The 21,840-nt window shown below is 61.8% G+C and carries 20 protein-coding genes; 11 read left to right on the top strand and 9 right to left on the bottom strand.

Annotated elements, in window-relative coordinates; translation table 11 throughout:
• The first annotated feature begins 7 nt into the window (after positions 1-7).
• Both SAS01S_RS08825 and SAS01S_RS08820 read left to right on the top strand, forming a co-directional pair.
• The gene (locus tag SAS01S_RS08825; RefSeq protein ID WP_084238700.1) at positions 8-2,275 is read left to right on the top strand and encodes a GumC family protein; all 2,268 of its coding nucleotides are present in this window, start codon (positions 8-10) and stop codon (positions 2,273-2,275) included.
• Between the two features lie 26 nt (positions 2,276-2,301).
• Complete coding sequence (locus tag SAS01S_RS08820) at positions 2,302-3,501, top strand: hypothetical protein (RefSeq protein WP_218016273.1); 1,200 nt, start codon at positions 2,302-2,304, stop codon at positions 3,499-3,501.
• Positions 3,502-3,595: 94 nt separating this feature from the next.
• On the opposite strand, the gene SAS01S_RS08815 is transcribed toward SAS01S_RS08820, so the two are convergent.
• Positions 3,596-3,847 (bottom strand): hypothetical protein, encoded by a 252-nt coding sequence (locus SAS01S_RS08815; protein WP_066807243.1) that lies wholly within the window; start codon positions 3,845-3,847, stop codon positions 3,596-3,598.
• Positions 3,848-4,212: 365 nt separating this feature from the next.
• On the opposite strand from SAS01S_RS08815, the gene wecB reads away from it, so the two are divergent.
• Positions 4,213-5,346 (top strand): non-hydrolyzing UDP-N-acetylglucosamine 2-epimerase, encoded by a 1,134-nt coding sequence (wecB, locus tag SAS01S_RS08810; RefSeq protein WP_066807241.1) that lies wholly within the window; start codon positions 4,213-4,215, stop codon positions 5,344-5,346.
• Position 5,347: 1 nt separating this feature from the next.
• The gene (gene wecC / locus SAS01S_RS08805) at positions 5,348-6,586 is read left to right on the top strand and encodes a UDP-N-acetyl-D-mannosamine dehydrogenase (protein WP_245656818.1); all 1,239 of its coding nucleotides are present in this window, start codon (positions 5,348-5,350) and stop codon (positions 6,584-6,586) included.
• Between the two features lie 7 nt (positions 6,587-6,593).
• On the opposite strand, the gene SAS01S_RS08800 is transcribed toward wecC, so the two are convergent.
• From SAS01S_RS08800 to SAS01S_RS08790, 3 genes are all read right to left on the bottom strand, one after another.
• Positions 6,594-7,892 carry a sugar transferase gene (locus SAS01S_RS08800; protein ID WP_066807240.1) on the bottom strand — a complete coding sequence of 433 codons (1,299 nt, stop codon included), beginning with the start codon at positions 7,890-7,892 and terminating at the stop codon, positions 6,594-6,596.
• 91 nt (positions 7,893-7,983) lie between these two features.
• A complete protein-coding gene (locus SAS01S_RS08795) occupies positions 7,984-8,829 on the bottom strand; it encodes a M48 family metallopeptidase (RefSeq protein WP_169804925.1) in 846 nt (281 codons plus the stop codon).
• Positions 8,830-8,965: 136 nt separating this feature from the next.
• A complete protein-coding gene (locus tag SAS01S_RS08790) occupies positions 8,966-9,568 on the bottom strand; it encodes a class I SAM-dependent methyltransferase (protein ID WP_066807236.1) in 603 nt (200 codons plus the stop codon).
• Positions 9,569-9,811: 243 nt separating this feature from the next.
• Between SAS01S_RS08790 and SAS01S_RS08785 the strand changes: the two genes are divergently transcribed.
• On the top strand, positions 9,812-11,071 hold the full coding sequence (locus SAS01S_RS08785; protein WP_066807286.1) for a nucleotide sugar dehydrogenase: 1,260 nt from the start codon (positions 9,812-9,814) through the stop codon (positions 11,069-11,071).
• A gap of 107 nt (positions 11,072-11,178) precedes the next feature.
• The gene (locus SAS01S_RS08780) at positions 11,179-12,177 is read left to right on the top strand and encodes a GDP-mannose 4,6-dehydratase (protein WP_066807234.1); all 999 of its coding nucleotides are present in this window, start codon (positions 11,179-11,181) and stop codon (positions 12,175-12,177) included.
• A 71-nt stretch (positions 12,178-12,248) separates the two neighbouring features.
• Here SAS01S_RS08780 and SAS01S_RS08775 read toward each other — a convergent pair whose 3' ends face one another.
• The 5 genes from SAS01S_RS08775 to SAS01S_RS08755 form a co-directional block, all read right to left on the bottom strand.
• Complete coding sequence (locus SAS01S_RS08775) at positions 12,249-12,926, bottom strand: FkbM family methyltransferase (protein WP_169804924.1); 678 nt, start codon at positions 12,924-12,926, stop codon at positions 12,249-12,251.
• A 326-nt stretch (positions 12,927-13,252) separates the two neighbouring features.
• Complete coding sequence (locus tag SAS01S_RS08770) at positions 13,253-13,786, bottom strand: hypothetical protein (protein ID WP_157082739.1); 534 nt, start codon at positions 13,784-13,786, stop codon at positions 13,253-13,255.
• Between the two features lie 521 nt (positions 13,787-14,307).
• Positions 14,308-14,547: a hypothetical protein gene (locus SAS01S_RS08765; RefSeq protein ID WP_157082738.1), complete on the bottom strand. Its 240-nt coding sequence runs from the start codon at positions 14,545-14,547 to the stop codon at positions 14,308-14,310.
• A gap of 144 nt (positions 14,548-14,691) precedes the next feature.
• Positions 14,692-15,495 (bottom strand): FkbM family methyltransferase, encoded by an 804-nt coding sequence (locus SAS01S_RS08760; RefSeq protein ID WP_066807226.1) that lies wholly within the window; start codon positions 15,493-15,495, stop codon positions 14,692-14,694.
• Positions 15,492-16,058 (bottom strand): aspartyl/asparaginyl beta-hydroxylase domain-containing protein, encoded by a 567-nt coding sequence (locus tag SAS01S_RS08755; protein WP_066807225.1) that lies wholly within the window; start codon positions 16,056-16,058, stop codon positions 15,492-15,494. The genes SAS01S_RS08760 and SAS01S_RS08755 overlap by 4 nt, the downstream gene beginning before the upstream one ends.
• Before the next feature lie 108 nt (positions 16,059-16,166).
• Here SAS01S_RS08755 and SAS01S_RS08750 point away from each other — a divergent pair, with 108 nt between their 5' ends.
• From SAS01S_RS08750 to SAS01S_RS08730, 5 genes are all read left to right on the top strand, one after another.
• Positions 16,167-17,357, top strand: coding sequence for a sulfotransferase family protein (locus SAS01S_RS08750; RefSeq protein ID WP_066807223.1), 1,191 nt, complete (start codon positions 16,167-16,169; stop codon positions 17,355-17,357).
• A 114-nt stretch (positions 17,358-17,471) separates the two neighbouring features.
• Positions 17,472-18,395, top strand: a complete 924-nt coding sequence (locus SAS01S_RS22775) for an AAA family ATPase (protein ID WP_169804923.1) — start codon at positions 17,472-17,474, stop codon at positions 18,393-18,395.
• On the top strand, positions 18,392-19,264 hold the full coding sequence (locus SAS01S_RS08740; RefSeq protein ID WP_066807285.1) for a sulfotransferase domain-containing protein: 873 nt from the start codon (positions 18,392-18,394) through the stop codon (positions 19,262-19,264). Before SAS01S_RS22775 ends, SAS01S_RS08740 begins: the two co-directional genes overlap by 4 nt.
• Positions 19,265-19,276: 12 nt before the next feature.
• Positions 19,277-19,546, top strand: coding sequence for a PqqD family peptide modification chaperone (locus SAS01S_RS08735; protein WP_066807219.1), 270 nt, complete (start codon positions 19,277-19,279; stop codon positions 19,544-19,546).
• A 48-nt stretch (positions 19,547-19,594) separates the two neighbouring features.
• Complete coding sequence (locus SAS01S_RS08730) at positions 19,595-21,502, top strand: asparagine synthase-related protein (protein ID WP_066807217.1); 1,908 nt, start codon at positions 19,595-19,597, stop codon at positions 21,500-21,502.
• Positions 21,503-21,840: the final 338 nt, after the last annotated feature.

The raw sequence follows: 21,840 nt of genomic DNA, 5'->3' as shown, positions 1-21,840 counted from the left end.
ATACCTCATGAACGATCTTCCCCAATCGCTAATGCCGGCACGAGACGGCACAAGCGGCGCGCTGCCCGCGGAGCGTAAGCTCACCGCGTTTCTCGAGGAGCAGACGGCGGAAAGTGCACTCACGCACTATATGCAGATGCTACTCCGCCGCCGGCTGGTGGTGCTAACAGCGATTCTGCTGGGGCTGGCCGCGGCTTTTGTCGTAACGATGTCGACGACCCGATTATACCGCGCGACAGCGCAACTTGAGATCGATCGTCAGGCCGCCAAGGTGGTGAACAATGGCAACGATGTTGACCCGCCGGCGCAAGCCCAGAACCAAGAATTTTATCAGACCCAGTACGGCCTGTTAAAAAGCCGCCAATTGGCGGACATGGTGGTACGCGAACTCAACCTCACCGATAATGCGACGCTGCTCTACGGCTATGCAAACAGTACGCTCGGCCTAAAGCGCAAGTTGCCAGAGCCGACCGGTTCGCGCGCTCAACGCAACCTGCGCGCAGCCAGTATTGTAATCGCTCATCTCAGCGTTAGTCCGGTCCGCCAATCGAGCCTTGTCAACATCAGCTTCGATAGTCCTGACCGCAACCTGTCCGCTCGAGTTGTGAACGCGGTCGCCGACGCTTATATAGCATCCAACCTTCAGCGGCGGTACGATTCGTCAGCGTATGCGCGCAAGTTTCTCGAGACTCGACTCGCCCAATTACGGCAGAAGCTCGAAGAATCCGAACGATCGCTGGTCGACTATGCGGGCCGCGAGCAGATCATCAATCTCGACGCGCCATCGTCCGCGAGTGGGACCGATTCGACGCGCACGGCGCCGGGACAGTCGATCGTTGCCAGCGATCTTTCGACGACAAATATAGCGCTCGCTCAAGCACGAAACGATCGAATTGCCGCGGAAGCGCGGTATAGTCGCGCGCGCGCTTCGGGCGGCATCGACACCGCCGAAGGCGCGACTGACGCCACGATCACGGCGCTGCGCAGTTCGCGCGCCCAGCTCCAGGCGGAGTATCAAAAATTAGTCCCTCTGTATAAGCCTGACTTCCCGTCGATGGTCGCACTCCACCAGCAGATTGCCGAAATCGACAAGCAATTGAACCGCGAGTCGGCGGCGGTGGTCGACAGGCTACGTAACGAATATCAGATTGCGCTCGGTCGAGAAAATGAACTCACATCGAAACTCAGCGGGCTGAAAGGGGACGTGCTGGACCTGCGCCGCCGCAGTATCCAGTACAACATCTTCCAACGTGACGCCGACACCAATCGTACTCTCTATGATGGTCTTCTCCAGCGCTATAAAGAGATTGGGGTGGCGGGTGGCGTCGGCACCAACAACGTTTCAATTGTCGATCGCGCACTTGTTCCGACGGCGCCGTTCACCCCGAAAACCACGTCAAACTTGCTGCTCGGATTATTGTTCGGCTTGCTCGTCGGCGGCGGCTTGGCTTTCCTCCTAGAACAGCTCGATGAGTCAATAATCGCGCCGCACGACCTGGAACTGAAACTCGGTGTGCCTCTACTCGGCAGCGTGCCAATCTCTGTTGATGGCGTGCCCGTGCTCACGGCCCTGCAAGATCGAAAGTCGGATGTCGCGGAGGCCTACCTTTCGATCCAGACTGCGCTGCGCTTCTCGACGCCAGAAGGCGCGCCGCGTGCCCTGCTGGTCACTAGCGCCCGTGCATCCGAAGGGAAGTCCACCACTGCGCTGGCGATCGCATCCAATTTCGCGAATCTCGGTCGTCGGACTCTGCTGATCGATGCAGATATGCGCCGACCGTCGCAGCATAAGATATTCGCGACTGCAAACGTGCAGGGATTGAGCAACGCGTTGGCTGGCCATAACAATTTGGATGAGCTTCTCCAGTCGACTGATCGCCCAAATCTCTCGCTGATGACAGCGGGCCCATTGCCGCCCAACCCGTCGGAACTGCTGGCGACAACGCGCCTCCTCGAATTAGTGAGTGAGCTGCTGCAGCGCTTCGACAACATCGTGATCGATAGCCCGCCGGTCATGGGCTTGGCCGACGCGCCACTGATCTCGAGCTACGTTCAGTCGACCGTGTTCGTCATCGCCGCGAAGGAAACCCGCGCCAAAGCTGCTCGGATCGCGCTCAGGCGCTTGTCGGACGTTCACGCGCATATCCTGGGGGCTGTGCTGACCAAGTTCGACGCGCGGCGCGTCGGATATAACTATGGCTACAATTATTACGGCTACGGTCAGCAGGAGAAGGGGCTAATGCATCGGGTCAGGCATCTGCTCAAGTCGAGCTAGAACGCGCAATGTCTTGGTTAAGAGGCTTGGTCGCGCTGTCTGTGGGCACCGCGTTCCTGTGGTTCACTCTTCCAATTTCGCTTGGTTTCTACCTTGCGGGCGGACGGCCCGACCTCGCACTGCGATTCGCGCCGCACCATGCAGACGCACTCGCGGCGGACGCCGATCTGGCGATTTTCAAGGCTAAGGACGCGAGGCAGATCGAGTTAGTCGCCGGCAAAGCCCGCGAGGCGCTGTTAAGGTCACCGCTGCAAGTAAGTGCGTTGCGAAATCTTGCCTTCGTTGACGCGATGCACAACCGAAATTCTCAAGCAGCGGCGGCATTCGCGTTGGCGGGCAGATTGTCGCTGCGCGACTTCCCTACTCATTTTTGGCTGTTACGTAGTGGATACGAATTGGGAGATTACAACGCCACTCTGCGTGAAGCCGACATCCTACTCAATGAAGATTCCGACACGTGGCAGGTGTTGATACCGATGCTCGTCCAATTACAAGAGGGTTCACCTCTGCGCGGGATGATTGTCCGGATGATCGCCCGCGCCCATCCTGTTTGGGCCAGCTCTTATCTTCAGGAACTTGGTCGGAGCGGCAGGCCGGAAGGCGCCTTCGCGACCTTCCGTGACCTGCAGTCCGCCGGCCATCCCGCGAGCGTGGCGGATCTGACACCCTATTTTCGGCGCGCCTCAACCGACGTTGATCCGACCACGCTCTATCATCAGTGGAGGGCACTTGCAGACGGAAAGGGAGGCGATCAACGGTTACGGAACGGAGATTTCGATGGCGCCAATCCACCGGCTCCATTCGGCTGGGACCTGAGCAATGCTGGAGGTAACTACGCGGAACTTTCCGCCGACCCGGGAGGCCGCCCAGGCAATGCGCTGCATTTCTTGTTTAGCGATTCGTATGTCTCGCTGGCGAGCCAGGGAATGATATTGGGCTCCGGCAGCTACCGCCTCACCGGCGAAGTGTATCTCGACAGCGCTCAAGAGGCGAGCAGTGTTCGGGTGCGGGTTCTGTGTTCGTTAAACGACGGCGGCGCACCGATCGTAGTGGCGACTCTTCCAGGGACGAGCGCCAACTGGAACCCCTTCGCGATCTCTTTTACCGTTCCCCGCGGCTGTGCGGGACAGCGGCTGATTTTCGATGGAATGGGGGACAATACCCTGCAACCTGCCAGCGTCTGGATTGACCGCTTGGCAATCGTGCCGGCGAAGGAAGAGCACTAGCTCGCCCTTTGGCGAGGCGTCGATTGTGCTAGTGATAAAAGAAAGGGCGCTACACCAAGGTGTAACGCCCGTTCATTCTACAACTAAAGAAGCCTTACGGGCTCTTGGGCTTCGAGCTACCCGAGGTGGCGGCAACGATGCCGCCGATGATGGCAATCACCGCGAGAACGGCAACGATGGTGCCGCTGCCCTTCAGATGATTGGCATTTTTGGCATCGGCGCCAGCGCGCACGGTGCTGACCTTGGCCATAACCGCACCCTTGGCGGGCGCAGCCTGAGCCAGCGCCGGGGTCGCCACCAGCGCCACCGACGCGAGCGCCGCAACAGCGGACTTAAACAGCACCATTAGCAAACTCCCTTGGTTATCTGTTCCAATTTCTCAACGCGCTTGCCACACAAACGCGCCGACTGTCAACCATAGTGCCGATCGTTCCGGGATCGTTCCCCGCCCCAATTCGGCCGCAACGCCAACAGTTCGCAAACGCCGATAGGCTAGATTCGTTGCTTTGCGAAAACCTTTTTATTCAACCGTGGCTTCCGTGCATCGCCCTTCGCCCGGAACGGTTAAATTTTGATGACGATAGGCCAGCATTTCCGACCTATTCGGCACAGATCGCCGCTTCCCTAGATGATCCGTATATGTGCTACGGCATAGGCGTACCATGACGAATGGGGCTTGTCTGGCGTCACCCAATCCGGGAAAGGGCGTGCATGCCTTCTGCCGCCCGTCCCCGTATCCTCGTGGTCTTCGGGACGCGCCCCGAAGCGATCAAGCTCTTTCCCTTGGTCCATGCGCTTCGCCGCACTGATGCCGACGTGCGCGTCTGCGTCACCGGCCAACACCGCGAAATGCTCGATCAAGTGCTTGAGATCGCCCGGATTACGCCCGAGCACGATCTCGACCTGATGCTGCCCAATCAGTCGCTCGATATGCTCAGCGCGCGGCTGCTCACCGAGCTCGGCAAGGTGATGGACGCCGACCGGCCCGACCGCGTCATCGTCCAAGGCGATACCGCGACCGCGATGATCGGCGCGCTGACGGCTTATTATCGCAAGATCCCGGTCGGCCATGTCGAGGCGGGGCTGCGCAGCGGCAACATCTATCATCCCTGGCCCGAAGAAGTGAATCGCAAGGTCGTGGGCGCGATCGCCGACCTGCACTTTGCGCCGACCGAAACCTCTCGCGACTCTCTGCTTGCGGAGAACGTCTCGGCGGAGCGGATCCACGTTACCGGCAACACCGTGATCGACGCGTTGATAGAAACGCGAGCACAGGTCGATTCGGATCCCGCACTCGCCTCGACGATCGCGCCGATCGCCGCGCGCTTTGCCGGCAAACGCATAGTTGCCGTAACGACACACCGGCGGGAAAATTTCGGCGATGGGCTGAAATCGGTGGCCCAGGCGGTCCGCCGAATCGCCGATCGCCCGGACGTCGCGGTGATCTTCCCGGTCCATCCCAATCCCAATGTCCGCGCGACGATGACCGAGGTGCTGGGGGGCATCGACAACGTGGCGATGATCGACCCGCTCGATTATCCCAACTTCGTCCGCCTTCTGTCGCTGTGCCATTTCGTGATGACCGACAGCGGGGGCGTGCAGGAGGAAGCGCCCGCGCTCGCCAAACCCGTGCTGGTGATGCGCGAAACGACCGAGCGACCGGAAGGTGTCACCGCCGGCACCGCCAAATTGGTCGGCAATGACGAGGAGGTCATCGTTACCGAAGCTTCACGCCTTTTGGACGATAAGGCTGCCTATGAAGCAATGGCCCGCGCCCACAACCCGTTCGGGGATGGCAAAAGCAGCGAGCGGATCGCCCGCATCATCCTCGATTCGGCCGCCTGAGGTGGCAACCGTCTGCGTCGTCGGCCTCGGCTATATTGGCCTGCCTACCGCCGCGGTGATCGCGCGCAGCGGCGCGTCGGTGCTCGGTATCGATGTCAGCCCGCATGTCGTCGAGACGATCAATGCCGGCCGCATCCATATCGAGGAAGCCAATCTAGAATCTTTGGTGCACGAGATGGTCGCCAGGGGATCGCTGCGCGCGGCGCTTGCGCCCGAACCCAGCGACGTGTTCGTGATCGCGGTGCCGACGCCGTTCACCGAAAACCACGCGCCCGACATCAAATATGTCCTTGCTGCGACCCGCTCGATAGCCCCGGCAGTGCGCAAGGGCAGCCTGGTGATCGTCGAATCGACTTGCCCGGTCGGCACCACCGAGGCGGTACGCGACGTGCTCAAGGAAGCGCGCCCCGATCTGCTCTTCCCCGATGGCGGCGACGCGGCGACCGACGTTTGCGTCGCTTATTGCCCCGAACGCGTGCTGCCCGGAAAAATCCTCGAGGAACTGGTCAGCAACGACCGGTCGATCGGCGGTCTCAGCACCATTTGTGCCGAACGCGCAGTGGACTTCTACAAGGGTTTCGTCGCCGGCGAGTGCCTCGCGACCACCGCGCGCGCCGCCGAAATGTGCAAATTGGTCGAAAACTCGTTTCGCGACGTCAACATCGCGTTCGCCAACGAATTGTCGATCGTCTGCGACACGCTCGACCTCGACGTCTGGGAAGTCATCCGGCTGGCCAACCGCCATCCCCGCGTCAACATCCTCCAGCCCGGTCCCGGCGTCGGCGGGCATTGCATCGCGGTCGACCCCTGGTTCATCGTCGACAGCGACCCGGAAAATGCTCGGCTGATCCGGACGGCGCGCGAGGTCAACGACGGCAAGGCGCATTATGTCTTCGCGCGCACAGCGGCACTCGCGGACGCGCATCCAGACGCCGCGATCGCGTGCCTGGGCCTGTCGTTCAAAGCCAATATCGACGATCTCCGCGAAAGCCCCGCGCTCGAAATCGCGGTCGAACTGGCCAAGAAATATGGCGACCGCGTCCGCGTCGTCGAGCCGCATGTCGACGCACTGCCGTCGGCGTTCAACGGCACCGGCGCGACCAAGGTGACGCTCGACCAGGCACTTGACGAGTGCGAGGTGCTCGTCGTGCTGGTCGATCATCATGAATTCCGTGGGGTGGCCGCCAATCGGCGAGTGGGCAAGGCGATCTACGATACCCGGGGGCTTTGGCCAGCCTGAGCGGCGGCTATTTAGCTCCGAACCCGCTGACCACGGTCCCGACCGTCTTCAACAGGATCAGCAGGTCGAGCCAACCCGAAAAGTGCTTGATGTAGAAGAAGTCGTAATTGAGCTTGTAATGGACCGAGGCAAGGTCGGCGACATGCCCCTGGTTGACCTGCGCCCAGCCGCTGATCCCCGGCCGCACGATGTGGCGATATGAATAAAAGGGGATTTCCTGCTCGTACCAGGTCGACAGCGCGACGGCTTCGGGGCGCGGACCAATCCAGCTCATCTCGCCCTTGATGATGTTCCACATCTGCGGCAGCTCGTCGATCCGCGTCCGGCGCAGGAAGCGACCAAGGCGGGTCACGCGCTGATCGTCATCGATGGTGATGAATCCGTCACGCGCCGCCTCCTCGGAAGTGCATTCGCGCATTGTGCGGAATTTCCACACCATGAACGGCCGGCCGCGATAGCCCATTCGCTCCTGTTTGAAGAGCACCGGCCCCTCCGAGTCGATCTTCACCAGCAACGCGATCAGCAACATCGGCACGATCAGGATCGGCAAGGCAACCAGGGTCAGCAACAGATCGAAACCGCGTTTCATCTTGCGATAGGCGAGATTGGGGAGCAGCGACCCGAAGCTGTTTTCCGAAAGATGCTCGATCGATACGCGCCCGGTCAGCGACTCGCGGATCTGCTTGACGTGATAGACCGGATGGCCGTTGACCGCGGCCTCGGCGAGCATGCGTTCCCAATTGTCGTCGTGATCGTACCGCAGATCGGCGACGATCACCGTCTCGCGTCCTGGCGGCATGACCGGCTCGGTCAGCGGAATCCATTCGACATAGGGCAGTTCGGTCAGTGCCGCGGTCTTGCCGAAGGGGACGATGTAAAAGGGTTTGGTCGTCGCGCGCAGCAGATAGAAATGGATCGCATACGACGTCACCGCTGCGAACACGAACGACGTACCCAGATAGGCACGGCTGTAATCGAGCCGGAGGAAGAAGAACGCAGCGAACACCAGCCCATACGATGTCGCATAGCTTGGGACGATGTAGCTGAACACGCGCGACCCCGGGAACGCGGTCACCCGTCGAAGCAAAAAAAGTCCCAGCACGGCCCCGATGGCTGCACCGAGAATGACTTGGTCGACGCCCCCGACCAACTTCGCCGCGTTGGACTTCTCGAGAAGGAACGGCCGACTCATCAGCATGCTCGGAACAAGCACGGCGAGTACCAACACCGCGAAGGCCTCGACGCGGAACGACTCGAAGATACTAGATCGCGGGCGCGTCGCTGCCTCGGCCCGGCTCATCAGCATGTGACCAATTCCCCTTTAAGTCGCTGCGGCACGGTTGTCACAGCGCGTTACACCCAGACAGCCGCCCGAGTCTATTGATCTGGCGCAACACTCACCGCGACTTCAAATCGTCCGGTGGGACGATCGTATCGCCTCGGGACACCAGGCCGGCGATCCGCACGCGCTCGATTTCGACCGCACGCACGCGGTCCGACCAGGAAGGGTGAGTCGCACTCGGAAACAGACCGCCCAGTCGCTGCGCCTGAAATCGTCGCCACAGCACGACTGCCGCATCGGGATCGAACCCCGCGCGCGCCATCAGATAAGGCATTAGTCGATCGGCCTGAAGCTCTTGCAAACGCTGGACTTTCGCCTTGGCCTTGCGATGTCCGAGAGCATTGTGCGCGAGTTCGTGCGCGAGGATGGCGGCCAGTTCGTCGGGTGTCTTTGCGAACCCCGCCATCCGCGTCGACAATTGCACCCATGTGCCGTTCGCCACCGCATCGGCATAGTCGCCCGGCACCAATTGAAACCGCGCCTTGCAGGCGGTGACGCCGATCAGGTCGATCGTCCGCCGCTGCCCGTTGCGCACGATCGTCAGCCGCGCTTTTCCGTCGGCCAGCGCCGTGTCGAGCGCGGTCATCGCCGCCTCGATGCCTGCGAATCGCCCATCGGCCGAGGCGGGCGGTGCCGCCGCGAACGGTACAGTGTCGGCATCGACGAGCACGTCTCCCGGCTTGAGCCCAGCGCGCTCGGCGGGTGATCCCGCCACGACCAGCGCGACGGTCGGGCCATCGCTCAGCCCCAACACCTGTCGCGCGGCGGGCCGGAACGCCGCACCATATTGACCCAAGGTCTCGATCAGCATGCCGCTCTCGACCATATGCTCGACACACAGATCGACATTGGTGGTCCCGAGGCGGTAGCCAATTGTTGCGACAGTTTTGTCTTGTTCCAACAAACCCCGCACTAACTCGGTCTGGCGGTCTCCGGCCCCTGATAGCGCGGCCGGCACGCATCCGAGCGCCAAGGTCGCCGTCATCGCACACGTCAGACGCGGCAAGGTGGGCTGACTCCAAACGTGGGCGATACCATCAGCCGGCTTTTCGACCGACCGCGACAAACAAGGTTTTGCGCGCGGCGCTGCCGCCCATCATTCGAGCAGCCGTCAAGGGGATCGGCGGATCTGCATAGAAGCGGAGATCGAGCGTTTCCAGGCCAGCTCCGGCCATGATCGACCTGAAGACGCTGGGCGTCGCGATTGAACGTACATGCGCATAATAGCGCGGCCAGCCGATCAGCCGATAAAGCGCCCGCTCGGCCCTGCGGTAGAGAGACGCGGCATTCGGGACAGAGACGATCAGGTGGCCACCCGGCCTGAGCAACCGGGAGAACGAGGCGATCTCGCTCGCCAGATCGGGAAGATATTCGACCACGCTCGACGCCATGACTACATCGAAGCTGGCGGCGGGCCACGTGCGCAATTCTTCGATCAGGCCAACGCGGAATTCGACGCTGGCATCGCCCAATTCGTCTTGGCGACGCCTGGCAATAGCGATCATCTCAGCGCTGCCGTCGATCGCCTGGACCGACGCGCCGCGCGCCGCCGCCTCGAAGCTGAACACGCCCGATCCGCAGCCCGCATCAAGGACCTGATCGCCCGGCGAAACATAATGAGCGATCAGGTCGCGCCACACCGCCAGCCGCTCAATGAAGCGCGGCGACCGGCTATACCTCCCATCGAATGCATCCGCTATGGAATCGTGCCAAGTTACGGCACCATTCGCTGAGTCCCTCGGGTCCATCTATAACCGCCTAGTTCGCTTTACCCATACAATCAAATTTCCGCTCGGCGGCGCCCGATCGCACGGGGTCGCTTGCTAAACTTGCCGCCGCGCTTAAACGGCGGCTTCGTCGCTTGGCGCTGGAGTCCGCTACTCGTGGTTGAACGTACAACGGTCGTTGTGGTGGGTCTTGGCTATGTCGGGTTACCGTTGGCCTTCGCCCTTTCGAAAACGGCCGACTGCTGGGGTTTCGACATCGACACCGCCAGGATCGCCGAGCTTCGGGCTGGCGACGATCGCACCGGCGAACTTGACGGAGCAGCCGTTGCATCGAGCGCGCTTCACCTGACAAACAATCCCGAGGATTGCCCCTCCGCAGACTTTTACGTCGTCACCGTCCCAACGCCCGTTGACGCGGGCAATCGTCCCGACCTCTCGATCCTGATGGCCGCAACACGTACTGTGGCAAGAATGATTCGAGCCGACCGCACACCAGTGGTCGTCTACGAGAGCACCGTGTATCCCGGCGTCACAGAGGATATTTGCGGACCTGAACTCGAGCGCGTGAGCGGGTTGAAATGCGGGAAAGACTTCTTTCTTGGCTACTCGCCGGAGCGGATTAACCCAGGCGACCGTGAGCACACGATCGAGCGAATCACTAAGGTGGTGTCGGGGCAGACGCCCGCCGTGCTTGATCGCGTCGCCAGTTTATATGAAGGCGTAACCGCGGGCGGGGTCTTCCGAGCAACGTCGATCAAAGCAGCTGAGGCGGCCAAAGCGATCGAAAATGCTCAGCGCGATATCAACATTGCCTTCATGAACGAGATCGCCCACATCTTCGGTGCGATCGGCGTTTCGGTATGGGACGTGCTGGCTGCGGCGGGCACCAAATGGAACTTTCTGCCATTCCAGCCGGGACTTGTCGGCGGACACTGCATCGGAGTCGATCCGTATTATCTCAGCCACCTCGCCGAGAGCGTAGGCCACGACCCGCGCGTAATTCTATCCGGGCGTGAGATTAACGACGGGATGGGGCGGTGGCTCGCGGAGCAGATCCATGCCCGGGTTGGAAAGGCCGGCACGGCATTGGTGCTCGGCCTGACTTTTAAAGAGAACGTCCCTGACCTGCGCAATTCAAAGGTTGCTGAACTCGTTACAAGTCTCGCCGCGCTGGGACATTTGGTGACGGTGCACGATCCTCTCGCTAATGCAGGCGAGGCGGCAAGAGAATACGGCATTACTATTGATCACGATGCACTTTCGCGGCGGTACGACACGGTCGTTCTTGCGGTACCACACGCGCATTATCTCAGGATGGGCGACAGCCTAGCGGCGCTAGTCAACCCCGGCGGATTGTTCGCGGACATCAAGAACGGGCTCCCTCGCCTAGCCGGCGTGGCGCGCTGGACGCTATAATCCGTCGATTCCCGCTTGCACCCAGACCTGTGGCGTTGCAGGAATTTCGGGGTGCATCGCGCTGGCGCCCAGCCCGACGCCAGACTATGACGAGATAGGAGTACGGCATGAAGGTTCTCGTCACCGGCGCGGCTGGGTTCATCGGCAGTTGGGTGATCCGGCGATTGCTCGAGCGCGCCGACATCGTGATCGGAATCGACAATCTCAACGACTATTATTCGGTCAACCTCAAGCGTGACCGCCTAGCGCTGATCCACGGACTCAATACCAATCGGTTCGAGTTCGTGCCAGTCGACTTCGCCGATCACGAAGCGCTGGAGGCGGCACTCGCAGGTAAGAAATTCGACCGCGTCGTGCATTTGGGGGCACAAGCCGGCGTTCGCTATTCGATCGATAATCCCCGCGCATATGTGCAGTCGAACTTGGTCGGGCATCTCAACGTGATGGAGATCGCGCGGCACCGAAAGCTCGAACACCTCGTCTACGCCTCGTCCTCGTCGGTATATGGCGGCAACGACCAGCTCCCCTTCCGCGTCGAGGATCGCGTCGACCACCCGCTGTCGCTCTATGCGGCGACCAAGAAGGCCGACGAGTTGATGAGCGAGACCTATGCCAGCTTATACCGGCTGCCGCAGACTGGCCTGCGTTTCTTCACCGTCTATGGCCCCTGGGGCCGCCCCGACATGGCAATGTGGATCTTCACCAAGGCGATCCTGGAAGGCCGCCCGATCCCGGTATTCAACAATGGCGATATGCGCCGCGACTTCACCTATATCGACGACATCGTCACCGGCGTGGTTTCGTGCCTCGATTCGGCGCCCAAGGACGATGGCGAGGAAAAGGCCGGTGGCAGCCGCACGCCGCACGCCATCTACAATATCGGCAACCATCGCTCCGAAGAGCTCGGCAAGATGATCGACCTGATCGAGAATGCCTGCGGGGTGAAGGCGATCCGCGACTATCAGCCGATGCAACCGGGCGACGTGCCCGCGACCTACGCCGACATCAGCGCGATCGAACGCGACTTGGGATTCAGTCCAACGACGCCGATCGAGGTGGGGGTACCAAACTTCGTCAACTGGTACCGCGACTACCATAACGTCTGAGGCGAGAACCGTTACGTTAGAGGCGCGTTGCCGTGCGGCGCTTCCGTTCGGTTCCGTTTCGGTGAGACCTATTAGAGCGCGCGTGTGAAGAGCAGATCATATTGATTCTGAGGCAACGGCCCCGCGACGGGGCGGAACTCGAGCGAACCGTCGCGCTGCGCAACTGGTAGGTAAGCGTCGTACCCATCTGCCGCCATTGTTTCGATCAGCGAAGCCGCGCCACCGCCCCGCTCCCTGAGCCAAGCGTCAGTGACCTCCACAAGGAACTGCGTCCGTGGCCGTGCGCGGATCTCCGGCATCCCGGCCAATGCCATCTCCTCAAATCCTTCCACATCAATTTTCACAAACAGCGAAGCATTTGCGGCGACACGGGGCAACAATACGTCACCGCGCTCGATCTTTACGCCAGTGCCGGAGGTCAGTTTGCCCAGCCCGTGATGGTTACTTTCCTGCAACTTCATTTCGCCGCTCACCGCGCCGAATCCTGCGGGCACTATCTCGACGTTAGCGATCTGGTTGGCAGATATTGTGTCAGCGAAACGGGCGCGGAGCTTTGCATTCGGCTCGACATAGAATACCTTGCCGCCTGCGCCCACTATTCTTGAAGCCGTTAGGCTTATGAATCCGACGTTTCCGCCAACGTCGATGAATACGTCACCCTCGCCAACACGCCGTTCAACCGTGAGGACGGCCTCCAGCTCATAAAACATTCCCCCGATGGCGGCGAACCGCTCCATCCAGTCCGCCATGTCTAAGTTCATGACATAATTGTGCGGCTGGACCGGACGGCGGACCCAATCGTGAAAAACCCCAGGCGCAAACGGCTTTCCAACAATGCGCGAATAAAAACGAAAGCGATACCACCGTGGCAGTCGACGCAAAATGACCCCTAGCACTCGCACAGCCAGCCATCTGACGGTCAACCTGAACCTCCCGAGAAATCCCACCGGCGCTAGGACCTCAGTGAAAAGCTGGCAACCCCAACCGATTGAGTATTTGCCGTCTAGCTGATTGCCTGTCGCCGGAACCCGGCGACGATCGACAGCGCCATCTCGCTAAGCACAAGGGCGTATCGCTACTTATCCTGCGCGCGACAGATTGCCGCGACAGCGGCGGCGGCATCGAGGTCGCCTTCGCGCAAGGCAAAGTCGCGAGCCTCGCCGCACTTTCCCTGCTGTATCAGTCCTGCGGCACTGCGCGAGATGAAATTGTGCTCTCTTGCACGGGTGTCCAAATACCCCCCCTGATCATCAGGCGGGGCCAGTGACCCTTTGACCCTGTAGTCCGGCAATTTCGACTTGGATTCAAACGGACGAGAAGGCTTTCCGTTCGGATCTACGAATATGACCCTCATCACGCCGCGCGCGAACAATTTCGTAGCGATCTTGCGGGCGCAGTCAAAGTCGACGTCGCGCGCAATCAGACGAACCGATTCCCCAAGTTTCCATGAGGCAGCGCGTTTGTCGAGCTCCGCGTCGTTCATCTCCCTATCGGCATAGCGCACGACACATTTGTCTTTGTCGCGGGTTGCAGTGACCACGATGTCATCGGACTCCGGCGGAGTCGCCACGGATTGCCACCCAAGCAGCACGAAAATACAGATCAGCACGCTATCCCGTATCATGTCGGTTCAGACACCGTGCCCGTCAGAACGGCAAGAGTATCCTTTGGATCGTATTGAAGATGAGCGTCGCAATCCCGGAGCCGGCCTTGCCGAAATAGAAGAATGCTCACCGAAGTGGCTGTCGAAGAGAAATGGCTGACGCCCGCATCTAGGTGTCTTTGTCCGACCCGCATCCGATGGTACCGAAACATGGAAGCTGACGGCAGCGTCCTTCTGCGCCTCGAAATCGAGCATCTGACTGCGATGTGTCTCGCGAGTATCGAGCCAATTGAAGTACGGTGGCGGATGGCCGACACTGCCGTCTCGGACGAGCCAGCCGCGGCTGGCGGCGCCCTCCAGCACCGTAATAATGCGCCATCTCACTTCTCCCGATGTCGTTGAACCAACTTTAGCTATGATTGCCCGCGGTTCAAGCCGGCGTCGTCGCTAGTCCCGACAGAACGGATCGCTGCCCGCCGTCATCACTTGAACGGTCAGGTTGATTGAATCGGAGTGTGCGAAAACTTTCACCATTCGCGGTACGTAGCGCAGGACAAGAGTCTCTTCGATATCGCTTCGTCGGGGATAGCCACGCGAAGCGAAAGGCAACGCTGAAACAACCAACGGCTCGCGCCTTCGGCAAACAACGCGACCGGCTCGAACCAGACGAGTGAGACGTGCAGATCACTACTGTTGACAGGCTGCTGAGTTGCAAAAGCGGCAACCGCGCTAAAATTCGCGTCCCTGGCGCCGGAGATGCCTTTCATCAGTGACTCGCAGGGTCTCGGCTGCATATTGATGCACCTATGCACCGGCCTCAACCCTGCTCAAGGCGCGCGCTGTACAGAAATTACACGATGTGCTCCTATCGGTCGCGATACATCAGACAAGCTCTTGGGGCCTATTCTGGGTTAGCGGTCGCGGCGAATCGCGAACAGCGCGCGACCGCCGGGCGCGAATGGGTTGAGGCGCGCGGGCGCGATCAAGTCAAATCCATATGCGGAGAGGAAATCGAGCACCGCCGCCTTGTCGTCGAACTCATCGAGATAGACCGCCGCGATCCGCCCCGCGTCGAACAGTCCGCGTGCGCCTTCGAGTACCTCTAGCTCCATTTGCTCGACGTCGATCTTGATCACCAGCTTGCCCGGCAGGTCGAAACTGTCGAGCCGTCGCGCCGCCACGGTAAAGCCGCGCCCGGCGATGTGCGCGCGCCCTGCCCGGTCGCGCCGCGTCGCGATCCCCGACACCGCGCCGGTCGAGAAGTCGAGCTCGCCGACTTGCGCCGCCAGGGCAATGTTGACCGCGTCGAACCCGAAGCGTTCGGCATTGGCCGCGAGCCGCGCGAACGTCGCCGGGTCGGCCTCGAATGCAACCACGCGAAAATCGCGGAACAATCGCTGGGCATCGGCGATGACCGCAGAGAAGATGCCGATATTGGCGCCGACATCGACAAAGGTCACTCCGTCGCCCAGCATCATGCTGACCCGCTGCATCACCAATGTCTCGTCACGCAACAGGCTGTTGGCGTGCGCCAGCCGCGCGGCACGATAATAGCCATTCTCGCGCAACGCGTTGATCCTGAGCTTGCGCTTGAACAGCACGACATCCAGGTCGCGCGCGCCATGGCGCAGCCGCGTCAGCCATTCGCGCAGCCGTGGCCGCTCGTTGATCTGCGTCTGGATGAGCCGCAACCGGTCGAAGCGGTGACGCGTCACGCCGCAATCTGCTCGATCAGCCAATCGTTCGCAATGCAGTCGATCACCAGATGGACGCGGTCGGTGTCGCCGTGATTGGTCACCGCGTGCGGATCGGACAGGCGCACATACCAGGTCTCACCCGGCGCCATCGGCACCGGCAAGCGGTTCAGAAGAAAGGTCACGCCGGGATTGGTGGTGATCGGGATATGCAGCCGTGCCTGCCCCCAGTCGGCCGCCAAATCGTAATCCTCATGCTCCTTGATCCGCGACCCCGGTGTCAACCGCATCAGCCGCACGACCTTCAACGGGCAAGCGAAGGCCGCCATAACCTCGCGGAAGTAAGGCGTACGGTCGAGGATCGCAGCATCGACGAACTCGGTCGCGTCGGGCGGCGATGCGGCTTGCATGATCGGATGCGTCGCGCCCGCCTGATGGCGCAGCGGCAGGACGTCCCATTGTCCCTCGTAATTCTGGCGGACGAAATGGTCGGTCCAGGTCATCGCCTCGACCGCCGCGAGATCGGCCTGCAACTGCGCCGGGTCGAACGCCAGTGCCAGCCGGGCGCGATCGGGCAGCGTCAAGGCCGGTTGTTGCGTCCATTCGGTCAGGATAAGGCTCCCCTCAGCCGCGTGTTCCTGGGCGGCCGGTATCGACCCTATTCCTCCTCTCATCCGATTGCCAAGCGCCCGATGTCCGATCCCGACGCCCTTGCCCGCTTGCGTGCGATGATCCTGGCCGATGAGGCGATCGCCGATCGGCTCGCGCCCATCGAAGATCGCGACGCGTTCGCCTCTGCCGCGGCCGAAGCGGCGCGTGGTGGCGGGATCGCGATGACGGCCGATGCGATCCTGGCTGCTGGGCGGCGCGACCCGCTGGGTATTGATCGTTTCGCCGAAACGCCAGTGACGATGATGGAATGGCCGGGCCGCAACTGGCTGCCAGCCGCGATCGTCCAGGCACCTGGCCAGCTCGCGGTGGACTGGGTTCATTTCGGCGACACGCCGCTCAGCGATTCGTTCTTCGAAACGTCTCTGGGCCGCGCCCGTCGGCTGCCAATCAATTCGCTGCTCCGCGTATGCACACCGCTCGCCATGCTTGCTGCGACACGCCCTCCGGATGCCTACTCGAGCCCGGACGGCTTGATCTTTCATATGTCGCGCTGCGGCTCGACCCTGGTGTCGCGGATGCTGGCGGCGATACCCGGGGTCGTAGCGGTATCGGAGGCGCCATCGCTCGATGCGGCGGTTCAACTCGTGCATAGCCATCCCGACGCGCCCCTCGAACAGCGCCTCGCGCTATTGCGCGGCATGGCCGCCACGCTTGGCCGAGATCGCTTCGGCAACCGTCGTCACCACGTCATCAAGACCGACAGCTGGCACAGCCTGGCGCTGCCGCTGTTCCGCGCGGCCTTTCCTGACACACCTTGGTTGTTCTTGTTCCGTGAGCCCACGGAGGTGATGGTATCGCAGATGCGCGCGCGCGGATTGCAGACAGTGGTCGGCACCCACCTCGATTCGGTCTTTGCCATTCCAGATCCGCTGAGCCTGTCGACCGAGGATTATATCGCCCGCGTGCTCAATCGCATCACCCAGGCGGCGGTGGACTATGCCGAAGTCGGTGGGGGCCTGTTCGTCGATTATGCTGACCTGCCTGACGCCGTAGAACGGCGAATCCTGCCGCATTTCGGAATCGCGCCCGATGCTGAAGCGCTCGCCACGATGCACGCGGCGGCGACGTGGGATGCCAAATCGCCGAATTTCGCCTTCGAGCCCGACGCCGAGGCCAAACGTCGCAATGCGTGCGAAGCTGTCCGCGCCGCGGTTGCTATCCATCTCGACGAGCCGCATCGACAGCTGAAGGCCCTGGCGCAGTACGCTTAATATTTATTTCGCCACGGTTTCTCGGCGCTGCCCGCTTGAGGGACGTGTACTGATTCCTTGAACGGCCCAGCAGTCCTTCGTATGCCCTGAGAGCAATCACCGGGGGGTGTCGGAGTGTATCGGTATCGGGTTTCGGGTCTAGCGGTTGCCAGCGATATGGACCTGCCGGGACTGATACCCGGCAATTCCGAACAGCCAATCGACGTCACGATTCGGCGCCAACTGGTACCGATGACGCTCGATGCCGCCGAGGCCGTCGGCCCGACCTGGCAGCGAGCGGGTAATCGCTTCCTGCTGCGCATTCCCAACATCGCGCGCTTCCTGCTTGAGGAGGGGCGCTCGATCGCGTTCGAGGCGGAGGATGCCGCGACGCCTCAGGATATCTCGGTGTTCCTGTCAGGCAGCGTGTTCGGCATCCTCCTCCATCAGCGCAACCACCTCGTCCTCCATGCCAGCGCGGTACTGGCCGGCGGCAAGGCGGTGTTGTTCTGCGGTGTTTCGGGCGCGGGCAAATCGACACTGGCGGCGGCACTCGTCGAGCGTGGCTATCCGCTCGTTGCGGACGACCAGTGCGCGATCGAACTGGGTGAAGATGGCATCCCACACACTCACGCCGACGGTCGCCTGTTGCGCTTGTGGGAAAGGAGCATCGCCGAACTAGGACTCGACAGCCGCCGCGGTGACCCGATGCGCAACCGTTTGCGCAAATTCTATGTCCACCCCGCCACCGCGAGCGATGTGCCGGTCGCGGTGGGTGCGATCTATGTGCTTGGAGAAGTTCGCGATTCGCAGCAGCCGAGGGTCGAGCGGCCAAATGTCGTCGACGCCACCAAATTGATCGCCGCCAACGCTTATCGCCCACTATTGGTCCGACGCCTGGGACAACGGGAAGCTTACTTCCAAGGAGGTGCGAAGATCGCCACGACGGCAGGCATCTTCCGACTCAGGCGCCCGCTCGGCTTCGATCGCGTCGCCGCGACGATTGCGGCCCTGGAGGAGCATTGGGCGTCGATCGGCCTGAGGAACGGCGCATCGTGATTCCGACATTATGGCTCGCTTCTTATCCGAAGTCGGGCAACACTTGGTTCCGCATCCTCGTGGCCAATCTGTGGTCCAACGGCGACAAGCCGGTCGACATCAATCAGATCGACAGCACCGACACGATCGCCAGCGGCCGCAACCCCTTCGATCAATCTCTGCTGATCGACTCGACCTTGCTGACCATGGACGAGATCGATCGGCTACGCCCTGCCGCTTACGCCTTTGCTGCCGGGGAGCGGCCGCTCGCCGACACAGGATTGCCGATCCGCTTCGTCAAGACCCACGACGCCTACACCCTGACCGATTGGGGGGAGCCGCTGATGGCGGGCGCCCGGGGAGCTGCCGGCGCGTTGCTGTTCGTCCGCGACCCGCGCGACGTCGCTGCGTCGTTCGCACACCATATGCGCTGCTCGATCGATGCTGCGATCGACTTCATGGCGCGCGAGGATTTCTGTTTCGATTCGGCAACCGATCGGATCGATCGCCAATTTCGCCAGCGCCTGCTCGGCTGGAGCGGATTCGCGGAAAGCTGGCTCGACCAGCAAGATGTTCCCGTCCATCTCGTCCGCTACGAAGACATGCTAGCGGATACCTTTGCGATCATGCGTGCTGCGCTCGCCTTTGCCGGGGTGGAGGCCGATCCCACGCGACTCGACCGCGCGATCGCCTTCGCGTCGATCGACGAGCTGCAGCGCCAGGAGGCGGCGAGCGGCTTTCGCGAGGCGCCTCGCCAGGTGCGCAGCTTCTTTCGGCGCGGCGCCGCCGGCGGCTGGCGCGACGAACTGACGAGCAAACAGATCGCCCGCGTCGAGCGCGATCATGGCGCCATGATGGGCCGGCTCGGCTATAACCGGTCGACCCGATAGGACGGAGACAGAATGATGATCCATCGTGAAGGCGATTGGCTCGCCGCCAGGGTCGGCGACGAACTTGTGATGATGAGCGCCGCCAAGGGCAATTATATCGGGCTGAGCGAAGTCGGCGCGCGCATTTGGGAACTGATCGAGACGCCGCGTACGATCGACTCGCTGTGCGACGCGCTCATCGCTGAATATGAGGTCGATCTCGCGACTTGCCGCACCGAGGTCGACACGTTTCTAGCGACGCTTGGCGAGCATGGCGCGGTGCGTCTCGACCAAAGCGCGTGAGCGTCCAGCGGGCGACGGCTCCGGGCGCGCGATAATGGCGGTGCGGCCATGAGCGCGATCTGCGGCATTCTTCGATTCGACGGCGCCGACGTGACGCCGCGCACTGTCGACCGCATGGCTCATCGCATGAAGCATCGCGGAGCCGACGGGGTTGAAACGATCGATCTGGGCCGGCTTGCGCTCGGTCACTGCCTCATGCGGGTCAATCGCGAGGACGTGCACGAGGCGCAGCCCATCGTCGCGCGCGACGCCGTGCTGGTCGCCGACCTCCGGCTCGACAATCGCGAGGAACTGGCCTCGACACTTGGCATCGCAGCCGATGATCTCGCTGTGCTGCCAGACAGCGAAATCCTGCTCCGTGCGTGGCGGCATTGGGGCGAATCATGCACCGAGTACTTGCTCGGCGATTTCGCCTTCGCGCTGTGGGACCGAACCCGTGGCCGCTTGCTGCTCGCTCGTGACCATATGGGCCAGCGCACACTCTTCTATCATCGCGGCGAGGGCTTCATCGCCTTTGCTAGCGAGCTTCCGGCACTGTTCGCCGCCGACGGCGTGCCGCGGCGGCTTGACGAGGACGAGCTTGCGCGGCGGCTGCTGCGTTCAACTCAGCGCATCGAAGGCGAGTTCTTATATCAAGGAATCACTGTCCTTCCGGGCGGAACGCGCCTCATCGTCGCATCCGACGGCACTGTGGCGCCATTCCGCTTTTGGCGGCCGCATGCCGGCCAGGACCACATAGGCAAGGACGACACGCAGCTCATCGCCGCCTATCGCGCGACGATCGAGGAAGCAGTGGCTTGTCGAGTACGACGCCTGATCAATCCAGCGACCTTGTTGTTCAGCGGGGGATTTGACAGTGGCACCATCGCCGTAATTGCCGGCCCATTGTTAAACGACCAGGGCCGCTCGCTGATCTGTGCGTCGTCGGTGCTGCCTGAGGGCGATTCGCGACGGAACGCGCGGGCGGCAGTCGAGGCTTTCCGCGGTTTGCCGGGGCTCGACATCCGCTATTATGTTCGCGGCGACGAGAGCCCCTATGACGACTTGGAGGGCAGCTTCGCCGCGACGGGATTGTGGCACGCGCCCAGCGTGGCGCGCCGCGGCATCGGCCGAATCGCGCGCGCCGCAGGATCGCGACTGGCACTCGATGGTCATGGCGGCGATTATACGGTCAATCCGTACGATACCGCTATGCTCGGCGCGATCCTGCGCAAGGGCCACCTGCGTCGGTTCGCGCGGGAATTCATCGCTCGGATGCGCTTTACCGGCTGGTCTCCCGTCCGCGTCGCCGGCCGGGACGTGATTAGCGCCTTCCTCCCCCAACGCGTGCAGGCGGGTTGGCGAAACGCGGTCAATGGTTTCGTCCCAGCCTGGCGCCGGCGCGGCGTGCAACTCGATTTTGCGCGCGATGCGATCACCCGGCGAGCGGTCGATAGCACCCTTCTGCGCGACGGATATCGCGCGGGTGCGCGCTGGCGCGACCGGTGGGAAGAATTGTGCCACCGGATGTCGGCCAGCGCGATCGGCAGCAATTATGGAGCCGACACCCCCGATCTCGACCTGACCCGGCCGTTCCACGATAAGCGCGTGGTCGAGCTTGCCTTCGCCCTGCCCGATCATCTGTTGTTTCACGACGGCCGCGAACGCTGGCTAGCGCGCACTGCATTCGCCGACCTGCTGCCGGTCGCGCTGGTTCGGCGCGGACCGGGAAACGATTCGGAGGAACCCGATAGACTGGCGATGAATGCGGCCGCTGCTCCGGCCATGCTCGCCGCCTTGCGCGACCTCGAACAGGACGAGGCAGTGTCGCGCTATATCGACGTTGCGGCACTTACTGCAATGGTCGCCAACAGCGCGTCGGATGAGAGAAAGAGCGAACGTATCCGACTCAATTTTGCGATGGCCGCTCTGACCAAAGCGCGTTTCCTTGGTTGGCTGGACCGCAGCAATCTCTAATGCCGAACGGCCGCACGCAATCAGGAGCCGTATGGTGATCCCGTGGTGGCGATGCCGTCCACGCCGCTGGTGGTGTATTGCCGCGTACTGTGCTGCGTCGATGCAAGAATCACGACAGGCGTTTCCCACCGTTTGCGCTCGCTCGAGGACGGCAATTCGAAAGTAGGTGAATCGACATCCGGCATCGCAAGATTCCCCCGAGTATGCGTATGGCGGTTACGCCATCTTTCTTCGGTACATTTGCCCCGAATCGGGGCGACTGGTCAAGTCGGACGACATTCCCGCATAGAAAAACACGCACCGTTTTGAACCAACTTCGCAGGCGTCGTCCTTCGGGG

It is taken from the genome of Sphingomonas asaccharolytica NBRC 15499, assembly GCF_001598355.1.
Lineage (GTDB): Bacteria > Pseudomonadota > Alphaproteobacteria > Sphingomonadales > Sphingomonadaceae > Sphingomonas > Sphingomonas asaccharolytica.
This window is presented reverse-complemented; position numbering and strand designations above follow the sequence as displayed.